The organism is Bengtsoniella intestinalis (genome assembly GCF_039719005.1).
Classification (GTDB): domain Bacteria; phylum Bacillota; class Clostridia; order Oscillospirales; family Oscillospiraceae; genus Oscillibacter; species Oscillibacter intestinalis.
In genome coordinates, this window is record NZ_CP133584.1 from 2,477,505 (window position 1) to 2,499,758 (window position 22,254).

At 51.8% G+C, this 22,254-nt stretch carries 17 protein-coding genes and 1 pseudogene; 10 read left to right on the forward strand and 8 right to left on the reverse strand.

All coding sequences use genetic code 11. The features are described from left to right. The first annotated feature begins 126 nt into the window (after window positions 1-126). From RFF05_RS11820 to RFF05_RS11845, 6 genes are all read left to right on the forward strand, one after another. Window positions 127-1,401, forward strand: coding sequence for an adenylosuccinate synthase (locus tag RFF05_RS11820; RefSeq protein ID WP_409967287.1), 1,275 nt, complete (start codon window positions 127-129; stop codon window positions 1,399-1,401). A 220-nt stretch (window positions 1,402-1,621) separates the two neighbouring features. Then, window positions 1,622-3,043 carry an adenylosuccinate lyase gene (gene purB / locus RFF05_RS11825; protein WP_409967288.1) on the forward strand — a complete coding sequence of 474 codons (1,422 nt, stop codon included), beginning with the start codon at window positions 1,622-1,624 and terminating at the stop codon, window positions 3,041-3,043. A gap of 349 nt (window positions 3,044-3,392) precedes the next feature. Continuing rightward, on the forward strand, window positions 3,393-3,827 hold the full coding sequence (locus RFF05_RS11830; RefSeq protein WP_409967289.1) for an RrF2 family transcriptional regulator: 435 nt from the start codon (window positions 3,393-3,395) through the stop codon (window positions 3,825-3,827). Window positions 3,828-3,947: 120 nt separating this feature from the next. Next, window positions 3,948-5,135, forward strand: a complete 1,188-nt coding sequence (locus RFF05_RS11835) for a cysteine desulfurase family protein (protein WP_409967290.1) — start codon at window positions 3,948-3,950, stop codon at window positions 5,133-5,135. Further along, window positions 5,125-5,550, forward strand: a complete 426-nt coding sequence (nifU, locus tag RFF05_RS11840; RefSeq protein WP_409967291.1) for a Fe-S cluster assembly scaffold protein NifU — start codon at window positions 5,125-5,127, stop codon at window positions 5,548-5,550. Before RFF05_RS11835 ends, nifU begins: the two co-directional genes overlap by 11 nt. A gap of 252 nt (window positions 5,551-5,802) precedes the next feature. Continuing rightward, window positions 5,803-7,008: an FprA family A-type flavoprotein gene (locus RFF05_RS11845; protein ID WP_409967292.1), complete on the forward strand. Its 1,206-nt coding sequence runs from the start codon at window positions 5,803-5,805 to the stop codon at window positions 7,006-7,008. Between the two features lie 288 nt (window positions 7,009-7,296). Here RFF05_RS11845 and RFF05_RS11850 read toward each other — a convergent pair whose 3' ends face one another. From RFF05_RS11850 to gltX, 5 genes are all read right to left on the reverse strand, one after another. Continuing rightward, complete coding sequence (locus RFF05_RS11850; RefSeq protein WP_409967293.1) at window positions 7,297-8,124, reverse strand: alpha/beta fold hydrolase; 828 nt, start codon at window positions 8,122-8,124, stop codon at window positions 7,297-7,299. A gap of 190 nt (window positions 8,125-8,314) precedes the next feature. Then, window positions 8,315-9,262, reverse strand: a complete 948-nt coding sequence (locus RFF05_RS11855) for an aldo/keto reductase (protein ID WP_409967294.1) — start codon at window positions 9,260-9,262, stop codon at window positions 8,315-8,317. 18 nt (window positions 9,263-9,280) lie between these two features. Continuing rightward, window positions 9,281-9,781 (reverse strand): phosphohydrolase, encoded by a 501-nt coding sequence (locus RFF05_RS11860; RefSeq protein ID WP_409967295.1) that lies wholly within the window; start codon window positions 9,779-9,781, stop codon window positions 9,281-9,283. 140 nt (window positions 9,782-9,921) lie between these two features. Beyond that, window positions 9,922-10,929, reverse strand: coding sequence for an aspartate--ammonia ligase (gene asnA / locus RFF05_RS11865; RefSeq protein WP_409967296.1), 1,008 nt, complete (start codon window positions 10,927-10,929; stop codon window positions 9,922-9,924). A gap of 133 nt (window positions 10,930-11,062) precedes the next feature. Then, on the reverse strand, window positions 11,063-12,568 hold the full coding sequence (gltX, locus tag RFF05_RS11870) for a glutamate--tRNA ligase (RefSeq protein WP_409967297.1): 1,506 nt from the start codon (window positions 12,566-12,568) through the stop codon (window positions 11,063-11,065). A 245-nt stretch (window positions 12,569-12,813) separates the two neighbouring features. Between gltX and trpS the strand changes: the two genes are divergently transcribed. The 4 genes from trpS to RFF05_RS11890 all read left to right on the forward strand — a co-directional run bounded on the left by trpS (window position 12,814) and on the right by RFF05_RS11890 (window position 16,866). After that, window positions 12,814-13,815, forward strand: coding sequence for a tryptophan--tRNA ligase (gene trpS, locus RFF05_RS11875; RefSeq protein WP_409967298.1), 1,002 nt, complete (start codon window positions 12,814-12,816; stop codon window positions 13,813-13,815). A 13-nt stretch (window positions 13,816-13,828) separates the two neighbouring features. After that, window positions 13,829-14,914: an MraY family glycosyltransferase gene (locus RFF05_RS11880; RefSeq protein ID WP_409967299.1), complete on the forward strand. Its 1,086-nt coding sequence runs from the start codon at window positions 13,829-13,831 to the stop codon at window positions 14,912-14,914. A gap of 1 nt (window position 14,915) precedes the next feature. Beyond that, window positions 14,916-16,064: a non-hydrolyzing UDP-N-acetylglucosamine 2-epimerase gene (wecB, locus tag RFF05_RS11885; protein ID WP_409967300.1), complete on the forward strand. Its 1,149-nt coding sequence runs from the start codon at window positions 14,916-14,918 to the stop codon at window positions 16,062-16,064. Between the two features lie 64 nt (window positions 16,065-16,128). Continuing rightward, window positions 16,129-16,866, forward strand: coding sequence for a hypothetical protein (locus tag RFF05_RS11890; protein WP_409967301.1), 738 nt, complete (start codon window positions 16,129-16,131; stop codon window positions 16,864-16,866). Between the two features lie 100 nt (window positions 16,867-16,966). Here the strand turns inward: RFF05_RS11890 and RFF05_RS11895 are convergent, their stop codons facing one another. From RFF05_RS11895 to rpoC, 3 genes and pseudogenes are all read right to left on the reverse strand, one after another. Continuing rightward, on the reverse strand, window positions 16,967-17,479 hold the full coding sequence (locus tag RFF05_RS11895) for a dihydrofolate reductase (RefSeq protein ID WP_409967302.1): 513 nt from the start codon (window positions 17,477-17,479) through the stop codon (window positions 16,967-16,969). Next, complete coding sequence (gene thyA, locus RFF05_RS11900) at window positions 17,476-18,306, reverse strand: thymidylate synthase (RefSeq protein ID WP_409967303.1); 831 nt, start codon at window positions 18,304-18,306, stop codon at window positions 17,476-17,478. Before thyA ends, RFF05_RS11895 begins: the two co-directional genes overlap by 4 nt. Window positions 18,307-18,507: 201 nt before the next feature. Further along, window positions 18,508-22,215: pseudogene (gene rpoC / locus RFF05_RS11905) on the reverse strand (DNA-directed RNA polymerase subunit beta'); the annotation flags it as partial. Window positions 22,216-22,254: the final 39 nt, after the last annotated feature.

Consider the following 22,254-nt stretch of genomic DNA (forward strand, 5'->3'; position numbering starts at 1 on the left):
AAACATTAAAACTTTCTGCTTTACTTATGGTTGACTTTTCTGTATAATAATGTGGTGTATGGACTGAATCCATGCCCTATTATTTAGAAAAGAACGACACATAACTTGTCGGGAGGTTTGATTTTTATGTCCAATTGTGCAATCGTAGGCATTAACTGGGGCGATGAAGGCAAAGGCCGCATGGTAGACTTAATCACCAGCGATTATGATGTGGTGGTGCGCTATCAAGGTGGAGGCAACGCTGGTCACACCGTTATCAATGAATTTGGTAAATTCGCACTGCACCTGTTGCCCTCTGGCATTTTCCGTCCTGACGTGGTGAATATTTTGGGCAACGGCGTGGCTGTTGACTGCGAGAATCTGTGGATTGAAATGGAAGAAGTCATGAGCCAAGGCGTGGCTTTGACCCCTGAAAACTTGAAAATCAGTGACCGTGCTTCCCTGTTGTTGCCTTGGCACCGTGACTTGGACAACTTGGAAGAAGCCCGTCTGGCTGACAAGAAATTTGGCTCTACCCGTCAAGGGATTGCCCCTTTCTACAGCGATAAATACCAAAAGAAAACCGTTCTGGCTGGGGAATTGCTGTACCCTGAACACCTGAAGGCTCACTTGGCTGACCTGCTGGAATGGAAAAACTTGACTTTGGAAAAGGTCTACGGCGCCAAGCCTTACACCATCGATTCCATCATGGAATGGGTGGACACCTACTGCGAAAAAATCAAGCCTTATATCTGTGATACTGGCCTGTTCTTAAAAGACGCACAAAAGAAGGGCAAACACATCTTGTTTGAAGCCCAACTGGGCGCATTGCGTGACCTTGACTACGGTATTCACCCCTACACCACTTCCTCCAACGCCATTGCCGCCTATGCCCCTGTGGGTTCTGGGTTGCCCGGTGCTCGTTTGGACGAAGTCATCGGTGTGGTGAAGGCTTACTCCACCTGCGTGGGCGAAGGCCCCTTCACCGCTGAATGGTTTGGCGACGAAGCCGAAGCACTCCGTGCCGCTGGTGGCGAATATGGTGCCAAAACGGGTCGTCCCCGTCGTGTTGGCCCTCTGGATATTGTGGCCACCCGTTACGGTGTGGAAACCCAAGGCGCTACCAACATTGCCATCACCAAAATGGACGTTATGAGCTACATGGAACAAATCCCTGTCTGCGTCCGCTACACCATCGACGGCGTGGAAACCGACAACTTCCCATTTCCCGCCTTGCTGGAATCTGCCAAGCCTGTCATTGAAATGGTAGAAGGTTGGAAAGAAGATATTTCTGGCGTTCGCAAGTGGGAAGACCTGCCCAAAGCCGCCCAAGACTACGTGCTCTACGTAGAAGAAAAAATCGGCTGTCACATCGGCTACGTCTCCGTAGGCCCCGAACGTGATGCCATCATTTTGCGGTAAACCGCAAAATGAACTAATAACTAAAAACTAAAAGTGAAAACTATCGCCTGCGGGCGAGAGAGAACGACGGGCGACCACAGGTCGCCCCTACGTTTCTCCGTTCCTATCCCCGCCCGCCAAGGTGAATTGCCCCTCGGGGCAAGAGAAAGCACCCTAGGGTGTGGCGGATAGTTTTTCACTATTCACTCTTAGCTCTTAGCTAAAAACTGGAGGTCTCCCCATGTCTCACACCAAATACGAATCCCCCCTATCTTCTCGCTATGCGTCTGCATTTATGTTGCACCTGTTTTCTTCCCAAAAGCGGATTGAAACTTGGCGTCAACTGTGGCTTTCTTTGGCAAAAGCTGAGCACAAGCTGGGCTTGCCTGTCACCGCTGAGCAAGTGGACGAACTGTCTCAGCATCTCACTGACATCGACTTCGATATGGCTGCTAAGCGAGAAGCACTGGTGCGCCACGATGTGATGGCTCACGTGTACACCTACGGTCAAGTGGCACCTTCTGCCGCTGGCATCATCCACTTGGGTGCCACCAGCTGTTACGTCACCGACAATGCCGACTTGGTGATTTACCGTTCTGGCTTGGAATACTTGCGTGGCGAATTGTTGGCTGTGATTAGTAACCTGTCTAAATTTGCCGACCAATACAAGGCCACCCCTACCTTGGGTTACACCCACTATCAACCTGCCCAACTGGTCACCGTTGGCAAGCGTGGCACCCTCTGGCTTCAAGACTTGGTGGCTGACTTGGAAGAACTGGACTTTGTCATCGAAAACCTGAAATTCCTGGGTTGCCGTGGCACCACTGGCACTGAAGCCAGCTTTGTGGAACTCTTCGACGGCGACGGCGTGAAAATCGACGAAATGAACCGTCTGATTGCCGCCGACTTTGGCTTTGAAAAATGCTATGACGTGTGCGGTCAAACCTATCCCCGTAAGGTGGACAGCCGTATTTTGAACGTGCTGGCCTCCATCGCCCAAAGCTGTTACCGCTTTGCCAATGATATGCGGTTGTTGCAACATGACCGCCAGTTGGAAGAACCTTTTGAAAAGAACCAAATTGGCTCCTCTGCCATGGCTTACAAGCGCAACCCCATGCGCAGCGAACGCATCTGCTCTCTGGCGCGCTATCTGATGGCCGACAGCGCCAATGCCGCCATGACTGCCTCCACCCAATGGCTGGAACGCACCTTGGACGACAGTGCCAACCGCCGTATTTCCATGCCAGAAGGGTTCCTGTGCTGTGATGCCATCTTGCGTTTGATGCAAAACGTCACCAACGGCATCCATGTCAACGACGTGGTGGTGGAAACCACTGTCCGTGAATACCTGCCCTTCATCGCCACAGAAAACCTGATGATGGAAGGGGTCAAACGTGGTGGTGACCGCCAAGAACTCCATGAAATCATCCGCGAATGCTCCATGGAAGCCACGGCTCAAATGAAGGCTGGCAAGGGTTGCGATTTGCTGGAGCGTCTGGCTAACAGCGGTAGCTTTGCCATGACTGTGGAAGAAATGGAACACCTGTTGACCCCAGCCGACTACATCGGTCGTTGCTCCGCCCAAGTGGACGCGTTTTTGGCAAAGGTTTCCCCCTTGCTAGAAGGCTATGAAGTTGGGGAAAGCGCAGAAATTTCCCTATAAGTACAAAAGAGGGTGTATAAAAAGTGGCTCGCCGCTTTTTATACACCCTCTTAGCATCGTTGCGACGGCAAATGATTTAAATACGGGCGGAAACCTACGGTTGTCTCCGTCCTAAGTGCCGCCTTCGGCGGTTGGGCTCCGAAACGCCCTTGCGAGGTCAGTCTCCGCACCCTCTTCCCTTTGGAACGGGTTTTTATACGGCGCCTTTTTTGTACCCTTTAATTCTGCTTATACCTATCATTTTTAATTCCTGTATTAAATAGGGGAATTTGTGCTTGCCTTTGGGTACACGCTTATAGTATACTAGAGAATACAATACCCTTAAAATAAAAGTGAGGTGCACCCACAGATGATGATTTCAACCAAAGGACGTTATGCCCTACGGGTGATGGTGGACATTGCCACCTATAGCAACGGTCAATATTTGTCTCTGCGTGATGTGGCAGAGCGACAAGAAATTTCTATGAAATATTTAGAGAGCATTGTGGCTGCACTGTGCCGCCAAGAATTGTTGGAGAGTTTGCGGGGCAAACTAGGGGGCTATCGCCTGTCCAAGCCGTTGGAAGACTATACCTTGGGACAAATTCTTAAGGCCACCGAAGGCACCATGGCACCTGTTGCCTGCTTGGCAGAGCCCGGTGCCTGCAAAAATGGGGAGCATTGCCCCTCTTTGCCTGTGTGGCAAGAACTAGACCGCATCATTGATGAGTATTTAGAAAGTGTGTCGTTGGTTTCTGTGTTGGAACGGGGTGGCGCAGGGATGTGTGACCTGAAAAAGGGATAAATTCCCACGAAAATATGAACTTTTTTAAATTCCCCTTGACTTTACAGGAAATATATGATATACCAGTATTACCTAGAAGTTTTATAGGAATAAAGCCAGCTAGAATTAGGAGACAAGCCTATGAATATATACGCTGATTACGCCGCAACTACCCCTATGCACCCTGTGGCAATCCAAGCCATGAGCGAGGCGCTGAGCAAGGTTTATGGCAATCCCTCAAGCCTCCATAGTTTGGGGCAAGAGGCCAAGCAGGCCTTGGATCAAGCCCGTGAAACCTTTGCTAAGGGGCTTAATTGTGACCCCCGAGAAATTTACTTCACCAGCGGTGGCAGTGAGGCGGATACCCAAGCCCTCACCTCTGGTGCCGCCATGGGCGCACGGAAAAACAAGCGCCACATCATTTCAACAACCATTGAACACCATGCCATTTTGCACACCTTAGACCATTTGGAAAGTCAAGGCTATGCCATCACACGGCTGGCCCCCGACCAATACGGCATGGTGACCCCAGAGCGTGTAGAAGCCGCCATACGAGAAGACACCTGCCTTGTGACCATCATGACCGCCAACAATGAAATCGGCACCATCAACCCCATTGCCGAAATTGGTGCTGTGTGTAAAGGGCGTGGGGTTTTGTTCCACACCGATGGTGTACAAGCTGTGGGACACGTGGCTGTGGATGTGCAAGCCATGGGCGTAGATATGCTGAGCCTTGCCGCCCATAAATTTGGTGGACCCAAAGGCGTTGGGGTGCTCTACGCACGCAAAGGTATGTTACTCAAACCCTTGATTTACGGTGGCGCACAAGAGCGAAGCCGTCGCTCTGGCACAGAAAACCTGCCAGCCATCATCTCTGCTGCCGTCGCATTCCGTGTGGCTTTGGAAGAAATGGAACAAGCCACAGCGCACCTGATTCCCATGCGCGATCGGCTCATTGAAGGGCTTTTGACCATCCCCCACAGTGTGCTCAACGGCCACGCCACCAAGCGACTACCTGGCAATGTCCATGTTTGCTTTGAGGCGGTTGAAGGGGAATCGTTGCTATTGCTATTGGATGCCAAGGGCATTCAAGCCTCCTCTGGCTCTGCGTGCACCTCTGGAGATTTAGACCCCAGTCACGTCCTCTTGGGCATTGGTCGCCCCCATGAAGTTGCCCACGGGTCACTGCGTTTGACCATGGGACATACCGTCACCCAAGAAGAAGTGGATTACATGGTGCAAGCCACCAGCGATGTGGTGGCCTTACTGCGCAGTATGTCTCCCGTGTGGACAGATTTGAATAAAGGAGTCACCCCTCATGTTATATAGTAAAGAAGTTATGGAGCATTTCTCTAACCCTCGCAATGTAGGCACCATGGAAGACGCCGATGGCGTTGGCTCTGTGGGCAACGCCAAATGTGGCGATATCATGCGTATTTACCTGAAAGTGGAGGACAATCGCATTCAAGATGTGAAGTTTGAAACCTTTGGCTGTGGCTCTGCCATTGCCTCTAGCTCCATCTCCACCGAGATGATTATGGGCAAAACATTGGAAGAGGCCATGGCGGTCACCAATAAGGACGTGGTGGATGCACTGGGCGGTTTGCCCACTCATAAAATCCACTGTTCTGTGCTGGCAGAAGAAGCCATTTGGGCCGCCATTGAGGATTACTATATCCGTACCAACACCCCTTATGACAAGGAAAAGTTTGCAAAACTCCACGACGGCCACGACCACCATTAAGACTGATAAGAGCCTTTTCTGTTGCGAAAACGGACAAGGCTCTTTCGTCCTGTTATCCAAAACGTAGGGGCGACCCCAAGGTGAATTGCCCCAAAGGGGCAAGAGAGGGTGCCCTGGGGCAGCGGTCGCCCGTCACCCCCAGCATAGCCCAATTGTAGAGGCGACCTGTGGTCGCCCGTTTCTCCGCCGCAGCGGATAGTTTTTCACTTTTAGTCCTTCGTTTTTAGTTTAATTTAAAGGAGAATCACCCCTATGTACTGCTATGGCACTGTAACCCCCGATTTATTCTGGCTGGGCGACTCAGACCGCCGTTTGGCGCTGTTTGAAAATGCGTACCCCATCCCCCGTGGCGTTAGCTACAACGCCTATTTGGTGATGGATGAGAAAACCATCTTGATGGACACCGTTGACCGTTCTGTTGGCGAACAGTTTTTTGAAAATTTGGAAGCCTGTCTCAAGGGGCGGAACCTAGATTATGTGGTCATCAACCATATGGAACCTGACCACTGCGCCACATTGATTGACGTGATTTTGCGCTACCCCGGTGTGACTGTGGTGGGCAACGCCAAAACCATGACCATGATTGACCAGTTCTTCGACTTTGACATGACAGGGCAAAGCCTGATTGTGAAAGAAGGGGATACCCTGTGCACTGGGCGACACACCTTCACCTTTGCCATGGCGCCCATGGTTCACTGGCCTGAGGCCATGGTCACCTATGACATGAGCGATAAAGTGCTCTTCTCCGCTGATGCCTTTGGCACCTTTGGGGCGCTGAGCGGCAATCTCTTTGCCGACCAAATGGATTTTGAGCACGATTGGCTGTCTGATGCACGGCGGTATTACACCAACATTGTGGGTAAATACGGCCCCCAAGTGCAGGCATTGTTGAAAAAAGCCGCCAATTTGGATATTCAATATATCTGCCCTTTACACGGCCCTATCTGGCGTGAAAATGTGGAGTGGTATATTGATAAATATCAAAAGTGGAGCACCTATACCCCAGAGGTGAAGTCGGTGCTGGTGATTTACGGTTCCGTGTATGGGCATACAGAAAATGCCGCTTTGGTGTTGGCTGGGGCCTTATCTCGCCGTGGGGTGACCAACATTGCCGTCCACGATGCGTCGGTGACCCATCTGTCTGAGCTGGTGTCGTTGTGCTTCCAATATAGCCATATTGTGCTGGCTTCTGCCACCTATAATAATGGGATTTTCACGCCGATGGAAACCTTGCTCTCTGATATGAAGGCACACAATGTGCAAAATCGTACTGTGGCCATCATCGAAAACGGCTCTTGGGCACCCCAAGCTGCCAAGCTGATGCGTGCTGAGTTGGAGCATATGAAAAACATCAGACTGCTAGAGCAGTCCGTCACCTTAAAATCCTCTGTGAAAGAAGCCCAACGTGTGGCGCTAGAAGAGCTAGCCGATGCATTGGTGGCCGATTTGCAAGGATAAAATCAATATCAAACCGCCCTCCTTGACCGAGGTCAAGGAGGGCGGTCAGCGTGTCAAAGAACCCCGTTCCAAGGGAAGGGGGAGTGGGGGAAACCGTAGGTTTCCGCCCACATTTAAATCATTTGCCGTCGCAACGGCAGCATTTTGTGTTATTTGCGAGCAAATAACACAAAATGGCATCGTGTCAACGATGCTTTCAGGCTGTAAAAAAGTCCCGCAGGACTTTTTCGACAGCCTGACCGGCCACCTTGACCATGGTCAAGGTGGCCGGCTTTTTGCATTATATGTTTACAGAGCGGCAAGGAAAGCGCCGTAATCGGCGTTGAACTTTTCGGGGTTTTCCATAAATAAACCATGGCCACAGCCGGGGAAGATATCCAGTGTGGTGGTGGGGATGTTGGCCTGCATATATTCGCCGTGGGCAGGGAAATAGATGGTGCCATCGCCGCTATAGGCAAGGAACACAGGCACGCTGATGGTGGGGAGAACAGCGCGATAATCCTTGACAGCCATGGCAATCCACATATTGAGCATACAGTGAGGTGTGTTGCTTAAAGCTTGCCCCATGCACCATTGGAACAGCTCGGAGGAGGTGTCTACCCCGGCGTGGAACAGATTGGGGATGAACAACTCACAGGCCAGAGGCCAATTGGTGGCAAGGACATCCATAAAGCCAAGGTTGCCAGCCATATCCAAATTGCGGCCTTGACCCAAATCCCATGTATCGTCGTTGAGTAGTTTGGGGGTCATGTCGATGAAGCATAGGCTCTTCAGGCGGTCACAGCCATAGAGTTGGACGAAGTTGAGCAAAATACTGGTGCCCATGCTCCAGCCACAAATATTGGCGGTTTTGATGTTCAAATAGTCCATCAATTCCTTCAAATCCATGGCAAAACGGTCAAGACTCATGCCCGTTTCGGTGATGTCACTGCGGTCAGAATCCCCGTGACCGCGTAGGTCATAGGTGATGACGCGGTACTTTTGGGCAAACACAGCCACTTGGTTTTTAAAGTAGCGGCGGCTACAGGTCCAACCATGGACAAAAATCAAAGGTTCCCCTTGGCCTTTTTCTTCATAATATAGCTTACAGCGGTCGTCGGTAACAAAATAGGGCATATGAAACTCCTCCTTATATTCGGACTTTGCAATTTCCAGTATATGCCTTATTTGCGGGGGAAGCAAGGGAAAATCTGTACGAAATGTGTTGGCTTTTTTGGGGGAAATGACAAAAAAGACAGCGTATAAACGCTGTCTTTTTCATATGAAAAACATAGTATTTTTGTTGGTTTTTAAAAGGATGGTAACTTTACAGGCTATTTGCCACGGCCACGGCTGCATCTAGAATCGCCAGCTCTTCTGGGGTTAATGTCCAAGTGAAGGCTTGGGCGTTTTCTTGGATTTTATGGCGGTGTTGTGCCCCGACGATGGTGTTGGATACAAAGTCTTTCTGTGCCACCCAGTTGAGGGCGATTTGAGACAGTGGTACCTGACGCTGGGCGGCAATCACATCCATTTTTCCCAGTAAGTCCATGACTTTAGAGAACATGGGCTCGGTGAAGAATTTATAGAACCGAGAGCGGTTATCGTTGTCGGCATAGTGTTGCAAGGTGCGTTGCGCCCCTGTTAAAATTCCTGCGCCCATGGAGCCATAGGTCATGACCCCCATGCGTTGGCTTTGGCACCATTGCATCAAGGCCTGTTCTTGGGGGTGCACCATGGAAAATTGCCCTTGATAGGCCTCTAGTTGGCAAAGTTGGCTGGCCTCTTCCATTTGAGCTTGGGTGAAGTTAGACACCCCCACATGGCGGACAATGCCTTCTTCTTTCAGGCTTTGTAACGTGGTGATGGTTTCGGCAAGAGGGACTTTGGGGTCAGGCCAATGGACCAGATACAAGTCGATGTAATCGGTGCGTAAATTCTCTAAGGACTGCTGGCATTGACGCTTGATGGCGTCTCGTCTGCCATCGCGGACATAGGCACCATCCACAAAGGTGTTGCCGCATTTTGTGATGATATGCACCTTGTCACGGCACCCCAATGCTTCCACGGCACGACCGACATAGCACTCAGCTACGCCAGCGTTGTAGGCTGGCGCGGTGTCGATGGTGTTGATGCCACATTCAATGGCGGCCACGATGGCGTCCAGACGGGTGGCTTCATCCACATCGCCCCAACCTGCGCCACCAATGCCCCATGTGCCCAGTGACAGCTCTGAAAACTGCATACCTGTGGTTCCAAATTCTTGATATCGCATGGTGTTGCCTCCTGATTGTCATCCATCTAGCCCAAACATTTGGGCGCATAAGGTTTTTCCTGCTGGGGTTTGGAATACGCTTTGATGTGCCTGTGCCAAAGATTCTGGTGGCAATTGACTCTCAAAGCCGTTAACCAGAAAATCCGCTTCCAGCAAAATTCGCCAGTCTAAGCTGTCTACGTCCACAAAGGTGTGGTGGTGGGAGAGTAAAAAGCACACACGTGCAATCACATGGGGCGCAACACCCAATCCTTGCAAAAATGGTGTTGCCACCTCTTGGCTGTGTTTTTCTTGGAACTTGCCCATGCAGTGGCCATACAATGCCTCGCAGTGGTGGATGGCGATGTCATGGGTCAAGGCGGCGATTTCCAGTGTTTCTTGCTCTGGGTCGCTGAGCCCAGCTTCGCGCCCCAAAAAGGCGGCATAGCTATGAACCTTGGTGTAGTGTTGAATCCGTTTGGGGTCGCCAGCGTACAAGGCGTTCATGGCGGCATAAACGGTGTGGACGAGGGGTGTCATAGGCGTGACTCCTTTCAAGCTAAGAGCTAACAGTGAAGAACGATCGCTGCGGCGAAAATGCGGTGGGGTGAGGGCACCCCGCCGTTCCCATCTCCGCCCGTGGCGGATAGTTTTTCACTATTCACTTTTAGTTCTTAGTTTTACAGCAATACAATCCCGGCTTCTTCACAACCTTTGTGGGTGGCTTCGTCCCATAGGCTTGCTTGCACTTCGCCGATGTGGCAGGCGCCTAGCAGCAGCATACACAGACGAGATTGGCCGATGCCGCCGCCCATGGATTGGGGCAGGTCGCCATTTAAGAGCATGGAGTGGAAGGGCAAGGTGCGACGGTCGTCGCAACCAGCCAAGGATAATTGTTTGTCCAAAGCGGTTTCGTCCACACGGATGCCCATGGAGGACAGCTCAAAGCTTTGCTCCAGCACAGGGTTCCACATGAGGATGTCGCCGTTCAATGTCCAGTCGTCATAGTCGGGGGCGCGTCCGTCGTGCTTCACCCCAGAGTTCAAAAGACCGCCGATTTGCATCACAAACACGGTGCCGTATTCTTTGCAGATGGCGTGTTCCCGTTCCTTGGCGGTGAAGGTGGGGTACAGGTCTTCCAATTCTTGGGTGGTGATATAATGGACGGCATTAGAAGGGGAAAAGGTGATGGCTGGGAAGGCAATGCGGAGGCACCGAGCCGTCTGCCAAATGCAGTCTACAATGGCTTGGACGGTGTCTTTTAAATATTCCATAGTGCGGTCATTGCGGTCAATGGCTTTTTCCCAGTCCCATTGATCCACATAGACAGAGTGGAGGTTATCCACTTCTTCATCACGGCGAATGGCGTTCATGTCGGTGTACAAGCCTGCGCCCATGGGCACTTCGTAGCGCTTTAAGGCAAGGCGTTTCCACTTGGCCAGAGAATGCACCACTTGACCGTGGGTGCCTACGTCGGGGATGTCGAAGGACACGGCACGTTCCACGCCGTTCAAGTCATCGTTGAGGCCAGTGGCACCGTCCACAAACAAGGGCGCAGAGGCACGGTGGAGGTTTAAGCTAGAGCAGATGGAAGATTGGAATTGTGCCTTCACCAATTCAATGGCACGCTGGAGTTCATAGTTGGATAAGGGCATTTTGTACCCTTGAGGAATGATCAGTTTACTCATGATTGGGAACCTCTCTTTTCTCATATATCGGTGCGTGGGGGAGAGCGGTGGGGGCAAGCCCCCGCCCTACAATAATACCACCCCATAGGGCGGGGGCTCGCCCCCGCCGTTTTTTCGTAATTGGGTATTACATTTACTCTGCGGCTTCCACCATCGCCAACCCCACGTTCAAACGGCGCAAGGTTTCTTCTTTGCCCAAAATGTGGCAGATTTCGGTGGCTCCGCCAGGAGTGACCATTTTGCCGGCGGCGGCAATGCGCACAGGCCAGAGAAGGGTTGCGTTTTTCACTTCTAAGGTGGTGGCCAAACCCATCAGGGTGTCATGGACGGCTTCGTTTGTCCATGTTTCAATGGCTTCCAAGGCAGGAATGGCGGCCTTGAGCATGGTGGCGCAGACTTCGGGGTTGGTTTTAGACTTTTTATTGGTGTAGAAGTCGATGCCGTAGTCTGGCAATGCGTCGAAAAAGTCCACTTTTTCGGGAATGTCAGTTAATTTTTCGCACCGAGCTTGCAGCAACGCAGCGATTTCCCCAACAGAGATGGCAGGGTTTTTCACGCTTTGGCGGATATAGGGCTCTGCCTTGGCGGCAAAGGCCTCTGGCGTCATGTTGCGCAGATAGGTTGCGTTGAAGAAGTCTAGTTTGGCAGTGTCGAAAATGGCAGGAGACTTGGAAATGCCAGCAATGTCAAAGGCCTTTGCCAGCTCTTCCAGAGAGAAGATTTCTTGCTCTGCCTGATCCCCCTTGGGAGACCAACCCAACAGTGCCACATAGTTGAGCACGGCGTCGGTCAAATAACCTTGGGCAATCAAATCTTCGTAAGAGGGGTCACCGTGACGCTTGGACATTTTGTGGGTGGCATCACGCATGACAGGAGAGCAGTGGACATAGGCAGGGATATCCCAGCCGTAGGCTTCATAGAGCAGGTTGTACTTGGGGGCAGAGGACAGGTATTCACTGCCACGGACAACATGGGTGATGCCCATCAAGTGGTCATCGATGACGTTGGCGAAGTTGTAGGTGGGCAGCCCGTCACGCTTCATTAGCACTTGGTCGTCCAAAGTGTCGTTGTCCACGGTGATGTCGCCAAAGGTGACGTCGTGGAAGGTGGTGGTGCCTGTGGGGATTTTTTGACGGATGACATAGGGCTTGCCAGCGGTTAAATTTGCCTGAATTTCTTCAGCGCTGAGACGAGAACAGCGGCCGTCATACTTGTGGATGGCAACGCCGTCCCCCAAGTCCACTTCTGCCACATCGTCTTTGTCGCAGAAACAGCGGTAAGCGTGACCGCGTTCGATGAGTAGCTCGGCAAATTTGCCATATAGGTCGCGGCGATCGGTTTGGACGTAAGGGCCAACAGGGCCACCCACATCGGGGCCTTCGTCGTGAGTCAAGCCACATTCTGCCATGGTTTTGTAGATGATGGCCGTGGCATCTTCAATCAAACGGACTTGGTCGGTGTCTTCGATGCGAAGAATAAAGGTGCCGCCTGCGTTACGGGCAATGAGCCAAGTGTACAGCGCGGTACGCAGGTTCCCCACGTGCATATAGCCTGTGGGAGAGGGGGCGAAACGGGTACGGACAGTGCCCGTGGGGATGCGTGCTTCTAGGTCAGCAAAAAATGCAGCGTCAATAGACATAAAATCAATCCTCCTATGGATAAATAGCAATGAATTTGCACAGTATCATACAAATATCATTATCCCTTTTTCTGGCTAGAATGTCAAGAACAGATTGCACTTTTTTGTGAAGCGTGATACAATATAATGAATTATGGAAATCACGATGGAACGGGCGACCACAGGTCGCCCCTACACAGACAGCCGTAGGGGCGACCTGTGGTCGCCCGTTCCCCCTATTTTATACAAATGAGGTACGACAAATCATGGGACAACAAGATAAGAAAAAGCGTATTTTTAGTGGCATTCAACCCAGTGGCGAACTGACACTGGGCTCTTATATGGGCGCCATCCGCAACTGGGTGGACTTGCAAGACGAATACGAATGTATTTATTGCATCGTGGATATGCACGCCATCACCGTCCGTCAAGACCCAGCCCTTTTGCGCAAGCGGAGCATCAACCAATTGGCCCAGTACATCGCCTGTGGCTTAGACCCTGCCAAAAACATTATGTTCATCCAAAGCCATGTGCCCCAACACGCAGAACTGGGCTGGATTTTAGGGTGTTACACCCAATTTGGGGAACTGAGCCGTATGACCCAGTTTAAGCAAAAATCCCAACAACACCAGTCTAACATCACAGCAGGCCTGTTCACCTACCCAGCGCTGATGGCGGCTGATATTTTGCTGTATCAAGCCGACATGGTGCCTGTGGGTGCCGACCAAAAGCAACACGTGGAATTGACCCGTGACATTGCCCAGCGCTTCAACGGCCTCTACTCCGACACCTTCACCTTGCCCGACCCTTTCATCCCCAAAATGGGGGCAAGAGTGATGTCTTTGGGCAATCCTGAGAATAAAATGAGCAAGTCTGACCCTGATGGTTGCGTGTTCTTGATGGATAAGCCTGAGGACATTCGCCGCAAGTTCAAACGTGCCGTCACCGACAGCGATATGTCTGTCACCTTCGACCGTGAGAACAAAGCTGGGGTGAGTAACCTACTGACCATCTACTGCGCCGCCACGGGTAAAACCTTGGAAGCGGCAGAAGCTGAATTTGCAGGCCAAGGCTATGGCGTGTTCAAGCCTGCCGTGGCAGAGGCTGTGGTGGAAACCCTACGCCCCATCCGTGAAGAAAGCGAACGTCTGATGAAAGACAAGGCCTATTTGGAATCTGTCTACCGCGACGGCGCACAAAAGGCACAATATCTGGCCACCAAAACCCTGTCCAAAGTCCAACGTAAAATCGGGTTTGTGGCCCGCTAAGGAGACTGCATAGATGAATTTTGAACTGAGTGTCCTCTCCATTGTAGGGCTGGCGTTGGTGGTGGCTGGTGTCATTAGCTTTGCCATGTCACCGCTGGTGAAATCCTTTGCCTATAAGGTGGGTGCCATCGATGTGCCCAAAGACGCACGACGGATGCACAAAACCCCCATCCCGCGGTTGGGTGGTCTGGCGATTTTCCTTGGGTTTATGGTGAGTATTTTGCTCTTTGCCGACATGACTGACCAGCTCAAAGGTATTTTGCTAGGGGCTGTGGTCATTGTGATTTTAGGGGTTGTGGACGACATTACCCCCTTGCCAGCCAAGCTGAAATTCTGCGTGCAGATTTTAGCCGCCCTGATTCCTGCCTTCCACGGCGTGGTGGTGCAGGCGGTGACCAATCCAAACCTATTCTCCCCCAACCCCTATTGGGTGCTGGGAGGGCTGTCCATTCCTATGACGGTGATTTGGATTGTGGCCATCACCAATGCGGTGAACTTAATCGACGGCCTAGATGGTTTAGCCATAGGGGTCAGCGCCATTTCTGCCACCACAGTGTTGGTGATTGCCCTGCTGGTGTCCGAAGGACAAGTCGCTATTTTGATGGCGGCACTGGTGGGGGCTTGCGTGGGCTTTATGCCCTACAACTTAAACCCAGCCAAAATGTTTATGGGGGACACAGGGGCTACCTTTTTGGGCTTTATTCTGGCTTGTATCTCCATCCAAGGCCTGTTTAAATTCTATGCGGTGATTTCCTTTGCCGTGCCCTTTTTAATCTTGGGTCTGCCCATTTTTGACACGGCCTTCGCCATGACACGGCGAATTTTGAAAGGCCAAAGCCCCATGGTGGCTGACCGAGGTCACATCCATCATCGCCTTATCGACATGGGCTTGAACCAAAAACAAGCCGTGGCAACCCTGTATGTCATTTCTGCCATTTTGGGGCTATCTGCCGTGGTGCTCACCACCAGCGGCGAAGTCCGTGCCATCATCTGTTTCCTTGCCCTGTGCGTGGTGGCGTTGGTGGCGTGGCGTGTGGTGTTCCACATTGAAAAGCCACTCCAACAGCCAGAAGAAACTGACCAATCATCGGAGGATTGATATGAAAAATCTACGGATTATGAGCGTGTTCGGCACCCGACCAGAGGCCATTAAAATGGCACCACTGGTGCAGGAATTGGCGCGCCGTGACGGCATCGACAGCCTTTGTTGTGTCACGGCTCAACACCGCCAAATGCTAGACAGCGTACTAGAAGTCTTTCACGTGACCCCTGATTACGACTTGGACATTATGACCCCCCGTCAAACCCTGTCCACCATCACCAGCAAGTGTCTTTTGGGTATGGAAGAGGCCATCAAAGCCATGGAACCAGACATGATTTTGGTTCACGGCGACACCTCCACCACCTTTGCTGGTGCGTTGGCGGCGTTTTATCATCAAATTCCCGTGGGACACGTGGAAGCTGGCTTGCGCACCTATGATAAGTACTCCCCCTATCCCGAGGAAATGAACCGCAAGCTGGTCAGTTCCATTGCGGATTTGTACTTTTGCCCCACGGTGGCAAACCGTGACAATTTGTCACGAGAAGCCATTGAAAAAGGGGTATTTGTCACTGGCAACACCGTCATCGATGCCCTGAAAACCACGGTGCGTGCTGAGTATGTGTTTGCCACCCCAGAACTGAATGATTTAGATTATGTAAACCGTAAGGTTTGTTTGGTCACCTGTCACCGCCGTGAAAATTACGGCAAGCCCATGGAACAAATCATGTTGGCATTGCGGCAAATTGCCGAGGAAAACCAAGATGTAGACTTGGTCTACCCTGTCCATTTAAGCCCTGTTGTCCAAGAGGCGGCGGAGAAATATCTCCGTGGGGCGCCCCGTGTCCATTTGATTGCCCCTCTGCCTGCCGACGAGATGCACAATCTGATGGCGCGCAGTTACATGGTGCTCACCGACTCTGGTGGCCTGCAAGAAGAAGCCCCAGCGCTGGGCAAACCTGTGCTGGTGTTGCGTCGTGAAACCGAACGTCCCGAAGCGGTGGCCGCTGGCACCGTGCGCCTTGCTGGCGTGGTGCAAGACGATATTGTCACCATGGCCACACGCTTGATTCGAGACAAAGCCGCCTATGAAACCATGGCCAAAGCCGTGAACCCATATGGCGATGGCAACGCTTGTGCCCGTATTGCCGATGCCATTTTGTGGCACTTTGGCAGAGGGGAAGCACCTGCACCCTTCGGGGGCGACTAAAGGTGAAGGACTTTGCCCCTGTCTGTTCCCGTTCGTATGATACATCCAAAGGAGGGCGCATTTTATGTTTAAAAAATTGGACATTGGGCGCTCTAGCATAGCCTTTGCTGTGTTGATTGTAGTGGTTGTGGGGTTGGTGATTGCCAACAGCTTACAGCGCACCACCTATATCACATTGCCCACGGATACCGCTGATGCCGAGCAAACCACCACCAATCCAGACGATGCCGTCAATGCGGTGGCCGTCACCACAGACACGGTGCAAGACATTATTGCGTCCCTCAGTCACAGTGATTATCGCCGCACGGTACGCATTGAACAGCTGTGGAGTGGCGGTAGTGGGAGCCGAGACATTACGGTCACCCAAGTGGGGGGAAATCAGCGTATCGATGAAGTGCTTGCAGATGGTCGCACACAACATACGGTGTCCGCTCAAGACATTTTATATGTTTGGTTTGACGAGGAGTTGCCCATTTATCAAAGCCCTGTGGGGGCATTCACGGCCGATCAGTTGCAAGGGATTCCCACATATGAAGATGTGATAGGCTTGCCTGTGGGATCTATTTCCGATGCTGGTTATGAGTCTTTATCTGGGGTGCGGTGCATCTATGTGGAGACGGTCACTGACAGCGATGGGTACCAGAGCCGCTATTGGATCAGCGTGGATTCTGGCTTGTTGGTGGCAGCAGAGCGACTAGAACACGACATAACCATCTACCGTATGGCCGTGGTGTCAGAAGAAACCATTGCTGATGAGAACACCTATTTTGTCCTACCAGACGGGTTGGACGTTACCGACTAAAAGTGAAAAACTATCCGCCTGCGGGCGGGGATTGGGAACCAGTGTTGTCGTTCCATCCCCGCCCGTAGGCGGATAGTTTTTCGTTATTCACTTTTAGCTGTTAGCTTTCTTTTGTGTATTCGGTGAAGGTGAAGGTGTGCCCGTTTTCAGTGACGGACTCACTTTGGCTGGCCATGTGCCAATTGTCCATGGCGTCCAAGTTGGGGAAATAGGTGTCCACCTCTGCCCCAGCGCTTTGGATTTTGGTGATATAGGCCTTGGTGCAATGGGGCAACAGCGCTTCATACACGGTGCCACCGCCGATGACAAAAGCAGGTTCGTCCCCCACCAGTGCCAGCAGTTGCTCCACCGTGTGGGCGATTTCCACCCCCTCTTGGGGTAGTGTTTCTTGGTGGGTCAAGACAATATTTCGCCGTTTGGGCAAAGGCTTGCCATTGGGGAAGGAGTCTAAGGTTTTACGCCCCATAACGATGGTTTGTTCCAAGGTGTGCATACGGAAAAATTTCATGTCGGTGGGCAGGGCAAAGAGCAAATCCCCCTTGCCACCAATGCCCCAGTTGCAGTCCACCGCCGCAATGGCGATTAAGTCGTTTGTTTGGTTCAGTGCGTTCATTCTGCCACCTCAATTTTCTGGTCAAAGGGGTTGAATTGATAGTTCTCCACAGAGAAATGGCCTTTGGTGAAGGCGTAAAAATCTCTCACGCTAGGGTCAATCACCAACTTGGGAGCCTCGTGTTGCTTTTGGGCAATCAATTCTTGGATGATGGGTACATGGCGGTCATAAATATGGGCATCGGCAATCACGTGTACCAACTCACCAGCTTCCAAGCCAGAGGCCTGTGCAAACAGATGGACAAGGAGGGCGTATTGGCTCACGTTCCATGCGTTGGCAGCCAACACATCTTGAGAGCGTTGGTTCAAAATGGCGTTTAAGCGGTTGCCTGTCACGTTGAAGGTCATGGAATAGGCGCAGGGTGCCAGCGCCATCTCATGGAGGTCAGCAAAGGTGTAAATGTTGGTCATAATCCGCCGTGAGGCAGGGTCGTTTTTCAATTGCCACAGCACATGGTCCACTTGGTCGCAAACCCCTTCGCCAAAGGGATGCTGCACCCCCAGCTGATAGCCATAGGCCTTGCCGATGGAGCCGTTTTCGTCTGCCCAAGCATCCCAGATGCCACTGGATAGGTCGTGGACATTGTTGGACTTTTTCTGCCAAATCCACAGTAATTCGTCTAAAGCGCTTTTCCAATAGGTGCGGCGCAGGGTCAATAAGGGGAACTCCTCTTGCAAGTCATAACGATTCACCACGCCGAATTTTTTGATGGTGTGGGCTGGGGTGCCATCGTTCCAACGGGGACGCACCTGCAAATGGGTATCCCAGCTGCCGTTTGCCAAAATATCTTGGCACATGGCAACGAAAATTTGGTCTGCTTTACTCATGCGTATGCTCCTTTTTAGGCTGTTATTCTTACATCCATTGTACCACAGCCCTTGGGATGTTGTCCACAAAAAAACCTGCCTGTTTTCACAGGCAGGTTTTTTTCATAGCAATTAGGCTTCAAATACCAGTTCGTCTTCCACCACTTCTTCTACTTCCACTTCGCTCACTTGGTCGGGGACCAGTTGCTTTGCAAAATTTTGGTAGGCGGTGAGACCAGTACCAGCAGGAATCAGCTTGCCGATGATGACGTTTTCTTTCAGGCCAACCAAACGGTCGCTCTTGCCCTTGATGGCAGCTTCAGTGAGCACCTTGGTGGTTTCTTGGAAGGACGCCGCAGACAAGAAGGAGTCAGTTGCCAGAGAGGCCTTGGTGATACCCAACAGCAGCTGGGCGCCTTCTGCGTAGCGCAGAAGTTCACCATCTTCACCGCGTTCGCCAGCGGCGTTACGACGGTCGATTTCATCGTTGCAGCGGTACATTTCCAGAGCATCAACCATGGAGCCGTCCAGAAGTTTGGTGTCGCCAGAGCTTTCCAAACGGACTTTACGCATCATTTGACGGACAATGACTTCGATATGCTTATCGTTGATGTCTACGCCTTGTTGACGGTACACGCGCAAAACTTCTTGAATCAAGTAGTTAAACACAGCGTCAGCGCCGCGGATGCGGAGCACGTCATGGGGGTTCAATGCACCATAGGTCAGCTGGGTGCCAGCTTCCACCCACACGCCATCACGGACTTGCAGCCCAGTGTGAGGCACGGCATAGGTGTGGGTTTCCCCGTCTGCGCCGATGATGTGGAGGTTTAAGAGGCTCTTGCCGGTTTCTTCGAATTGAACACGACCAGCAATTTCAGCCAGCACAGCCATACGCTTGGGGCGACGGGCTTCGAACAGTTCTTCAACACGAGGCAAACCTTGGGTGATATCGCCACCAGCCAAACCGCCGGTATGGAAGGTACGCATGGTCAGCTGGGTACCAGGTTCGCCGATGGATTGTGCGGCGATGATACCGACGGCTTCGCCAGGGCCCACAGGGCGGGAAGTAGCCAAGTTCATACCGTAGCACTTTGCACACACACCACTTGGTGCACGGCAGGTCAAAACGGTGCGAATCATGATGGTAGGCTTGCCACCTTGAGCAGGGTCAAAGCTGCAGGCATCGCCAGCGCGGTGGTTGTGTTGCACCCAACGACGGGATTCCAAAATTTTGGTTTCCGCATCGGTCATCATTTCCTTGCTAGAGACCAGCACTTCGCCAGTATCTGCATCCACAGCGTCGCTGACTAAGAAGCGACCGCGGAGACGGTCACCGAACTTTTCGATGACTTGGTCATTTTCGGAAATTTCGCTGACACGGATACCGTGTTGCACGCCACAATCTTGGGCGCGGATGATCACGTCTTGAGAAACGTCAACCATACGACGGGTCAAGTAACCGGAGTCAGCGGTACGCAGAGCGGTATCCGCCAAGCCCTTACGAGCACCACGAGAGGAGATGAAGTATTCCAATGCGGTCAAACCTTCACGGTAGTTGGCCTTGATGGGGATTTCGATGGTTTTACCAGCGGTGTTTGCAATCAAACCACGCATACCAGCCAATTGACGGATTTGCTTTTGAGAACCACGGGCGCCAGAGTCAGCCATCATGAAGATGGGGTTGTAGCGGTCGAGGTTGTCGCTCAGAGCATCAGAAACGTCTTCGGTGGTCTTTTCCCAGACAGCAACCACTTGCTTGTAGCGTTCGTGGTCGGTCATGAAGCCCATTTTGTATTGTTCTTCAATTTCCAAAACCTTGGCTTCGGATTCTGCCACCAATTCATACTTTTTGGGAGGAATGGCCATGTCAGAAATGGACACGGTGATGGCGGCGATGGTGGAATAGTGGTAACCACTGGACTTCATGGCGTCTAGCACTTCAGAAGCCACGGTGAAGCCGTGCTTTTTGATGGTGCGGTCAACGATTTGCCCCAGTTGCTTTTTACCGCATTGGAAGGCAATTTCGTAGTCGAACATGGTGTCGGGGTTGGTACGATCCACAAAGCCCAAGTCTTGGGGCAGGTTGCGGTTGAAAATGATGCGGCCAGGGGTGGTGTGGACAATTTTGAATTGTTCCACGCCGTCAATGATACGGGACACGCGGACAGAAATGGGGCAGTGAGCACCCACAACCTTGTCTTGATAGGCCATCATGGCTTCGTTTTCGTTGCCATAGATGTGGACAGGGCGGAAGGTGGCTTCTTGCTTGCCGTCTGCCTTGGCGGCAACATTGGCGGCCAAGAATTCGTCAGCGTCAACCACAGAATCTACAGGCAAACCAGTGTCACCAGAGCTGGTGACCCACACAGTTTCTGCGCCCACTTCGGCTTTGCCGATGCGTTCGTAGGTCAGGTAGTAAGCACCCAGCACCATATCTTGAGAAGGCACGGTCACAGGGCCACCATCTTGAGGACGAAGCAGGTTGTTAGCAGACAGCATCAAAATACGAGCTTCTGCTTGGGCTTCAGCGCTCAAAGGTACGTGGATAGCCATTTGGTCACCGTCGAAGTCGGCGTTAAATGCAGTACAGGTCAAGGGGTGAAGCTTCAGTGCGCGACCGTCAACCAACACAGGTTCAAAGGCTTGGATACCCAAACGGTGAAGGGTTGGTGCGCGGTTGAGCATGACGGGGTGGTCTTTGATGATGACATCCAGAGCATCCCACACAGCGGTTTCACCCTTGTCCACCATCTTTTTGGCGGACTTGATGTTGTTGGCATTACCGTCTTCCACCAATTTTTTCATGATGAAGGGACGGAACAGTTCCACAGCCATTTCCTTGGGCACACCGCATTGATAAATCTTCAATTCAGGGCCAACCACGATAACGGAACGGCCAGAATAGTCGACACGTTTACCCAGCAAGTTTTGACGGAAACGACCTTGCTTACCCTTGAGCAAATCGGATAAGGATTTCAAAGCACGGTTGTTGGCGCCAGTGACGGCGCGACCACGACGACCGTTGTCAATCAGAGCATCCACCGCTTCTTGAAGCATACGCTTTTCGTTGCGGACGATGATGTCAGGTGCGTTGAGTTGAATCAAACGCTTCAAACGGTTGTTACGGTTGATGACACGACGATACAAGTCGTTCAAGTCAGATGTTGCGAAACGGCCACCGTCCAATTGCACCATGGGGCGCAATTCAGGGGAGATGACAGGCAACACGTCAATGACCATCCACTCAGGCTTGTTGCCAGAGATACGGAAGGCATCCACCACTTCCAAACGCTTGACCACACGAGCCTTTTTTTGGCCAGTGGCAGTTTTCAGGTCGGTGTGGAGTTGCTCGGACAGCTTCACCAAGTCGATGTCAGACAAAAGCTTTTTCACAGCTTCTGCACCCATGCCAGCGTGGAACTCGTCGTCATATTTTTCGCGGAAATCACGGTATTCCTTCTCAGAGAGAATTTGGTTCAAGCTGAGAGGGGTTTCACCGGGATCGGTGACAATATAGTTGGCAAAGTACAGCACTTTTTCCAAAATACGGGGGGAGATATCTAGCAGCAAGCCCATACGAGAGGGAATGCCTTTGAAATACCAGATATGAGAAACGGGGGTGGCCAGGTCAATGTGACCCATGCGTTCACGACGCACCTTAGAACGGGTGACTTCTACGCCGCAACGGTCGCAGACCTTACCCTTATAACGAATTTTCTTATATTTGCCGCAATGGCATTCCCAGTCCTTGGTTGGCCCGAAGATTTTTTCGCAGAACAAACCGTCCCGTTCGGGTTTCAAGGTACGATAGTTGATGGTTTCAGGCTTTCTGACTTCACCATAAGACCAAGATGTGATCTGCTCTGGGGACGCCATGCCAATTTTAATGGCATCAAAGGCAATGTGATTGCCTGTTGTGCTATCGATCATAGAGCGTTATCCTCCTCATTATATAATCAGGTGACCTCC